The 2,120-nt window shown below is 50.3% G+C and carries 1 rRNA gene; it reads left to right on the top strand.

Going from position 1 to position 2,120, the window contains the following annotated elements:
- A 23S ribosomal RNA gene (locus HH304_RS21045) occupies window positions 1-2,120 on the top strand; the annotation flags it as partial.

Here is a 2,120-nt window from a genome sequence, read left to right as displayed (position 1 = left end):
AGAGAAAATAATAATGATTCCCTAAGTAGTGGCGAGCGAACGGGGAAGAGCCTAAACCGAATTAGTTACGGCTAGTTCGGGGTTGTAGGACTGACGTAATCAAATAACAACGAACTGGAACATGTTGGGAAGCATGACCGTAGAAGGTGAAAGTCCTGTACGGGTAAGGTGTTAAGCGAGGTCAGGATCCTGAGTAGGGCGGGACCGGAGAAATCCCGTTTGAATCTGCCGGCACCATCCGGTAAGGCTAAATACGAATGAGAGACCGATAGTGAACAAGTACCGTGAGGGAAAGGTGAAAAGTACCGTGAATAACGGGGTGAAATAGAACCTGAAACCGTGCGCTTACAAGCGGTCGGAGCCCTTTAGTGGGGTGACGGCGTGCCTTTTGCATAATGAGCCTACGAGTTACTCTTCGTTAGCAAGGTTAAGGGTTTAAGGCCCGCAGCCGGAGCGAAAGCGAGTCTGAATAGGGCGTGCTAGTTAGCGGAGGTAGACGCGAAACCCATGTGATCTACCCATGTCCAGGGTGAAGTTACGGTAAAACGTAATGGAGGCCCGAACCGGTAAACGTTGAAAAGTTTTCGGATGAGGTGTGGGTAGGGGTGAAAGGCCAATCAAACTGGGAAATAGCTCGTACTCCCCGAAATGTTTTTAGGAACAGCGTGAGTGGAGTCTGACAGAGGTAGAGCTACCAATAGGACTAGGGGGAGTCAAATCCTACCAAATCCTGATGAACTCCGAATGCTGTCAGATGCTCGCTTGCAGTGAGGGTTAGGGTGCTAAGGTCCTAATCCGAGAGGGAAAGAACCCAGATCCGCAGCTAAGGTCCCCAAATGTATACTAAGTTGAACTAAGGTAGTCAAGTTGCTTAGACAGCCAGGAGGTTAGCTTGGAAGCAGCTATTCCTTTAAAGAGTGCGTAACAGCTCACTGGTCGAGCGACAGGGCATCGATAATAATCGGGCATAAAGTATACTACCGAAGCTCGGAACTCGAAAGAGTGGTAGGGGAGCATTCTATTTGTGACGAAGGTGTGATGTGAGTCATGCTGGAACGGATAGAAAAGCAAATGTAGGCATAAGTAACGATAAGACGGGCGAGAAACCCGTCCACCGCAAAGCTAAGGTTTCCATGGCAATGCTAATCAGCCATGGGTTAGTCAGGACCTAAGGCGAACCCGAAAGGGGTAGTCGATGGCAAATCGGTTAATATTCCGATACCTGCGTATGGAACGATGGGGCGACGGAGTAGTGAAAGGTCCGCGCGCTGACGGAATAGCGCGTTAAAGCGTGTAGGTAATATTGGTGTAGGCAAATCCGCACCGATAGCTGAACGTGATAGTACTACAATCCTTCGGGAGCGTAGATAGTGACTGTAATCAGACTTCCAAGAAAACCCTCTAAGTATATGCATACGCAGCCTGTACCGTAAACCGACACAGGTAGCTGAGGAGAGTATCCTAAGGTGCTCGAGTGATTCGTGGCTAAGGAACTAGGCAAAATGACCCTGTAACTTCGGGAGAAGGGGTGCTTCCTCACCTTCGGGTGAGAAGCCGCAGTGAAGAGGCCCAGGCGACTGTTTAACAAAAACACATGGCTCTGCGACACCGAAAGGTTAAGTATAGGGCCTGACACCTGCCCGGTGCCGGAAGGTTAAGGGGGGACGTTAGCGTAAGCGAAGCGTTGAACTGAAGCCCCGGTAAACGGCGGCCGTAACTATAACGGTCCTAAGGTAGCGAAATTCCTTGTCGGGTAAGTTCCGACCTGCACGAATGGTGTAACGATCTGGGCACTGTCTCGGCCACGAGCTCGGTGAAATTGTAGTAACGGTGAAGATGCCGTTTACCCGCAGTGGGACGGAAAGACCCCATGAACCTTTACTATAGCTTCACATTGGTATTGTGTAAACGATGTGTAGGATAGCCGGGAGGCTTTGAAGCTGCGTCGCTAGGCGTGGTGGAGCCGTTGTTGAAATACCGGCCTTTGTTTACGTGATATCTAACCCTTAATAGGGGACAGTGTGTGGTGGGTAGTTTGACTGGGGTGGTCGCCTCCAAAAAAGTATCGGAGGCTTCCAAAGGTACCCTCAGCACGGTTGGTAATCGTGCGAAGAGCGCAA

Origin of the sequence: Marinigracilibium pacificum (assembly GCF_012926615.1) — a bacterium.
Lineage (GTDB): Bacteria > Bacteroidota > Bacteroidia > Cytophagales > Cyclobacteriaceae > Mangrovivirga > Mangrovivirga pacifica.
Note: the sequence above shows the minus strand (reverse complement) of the source record. Positions and strands in the feature narration are given on the sequence as shown.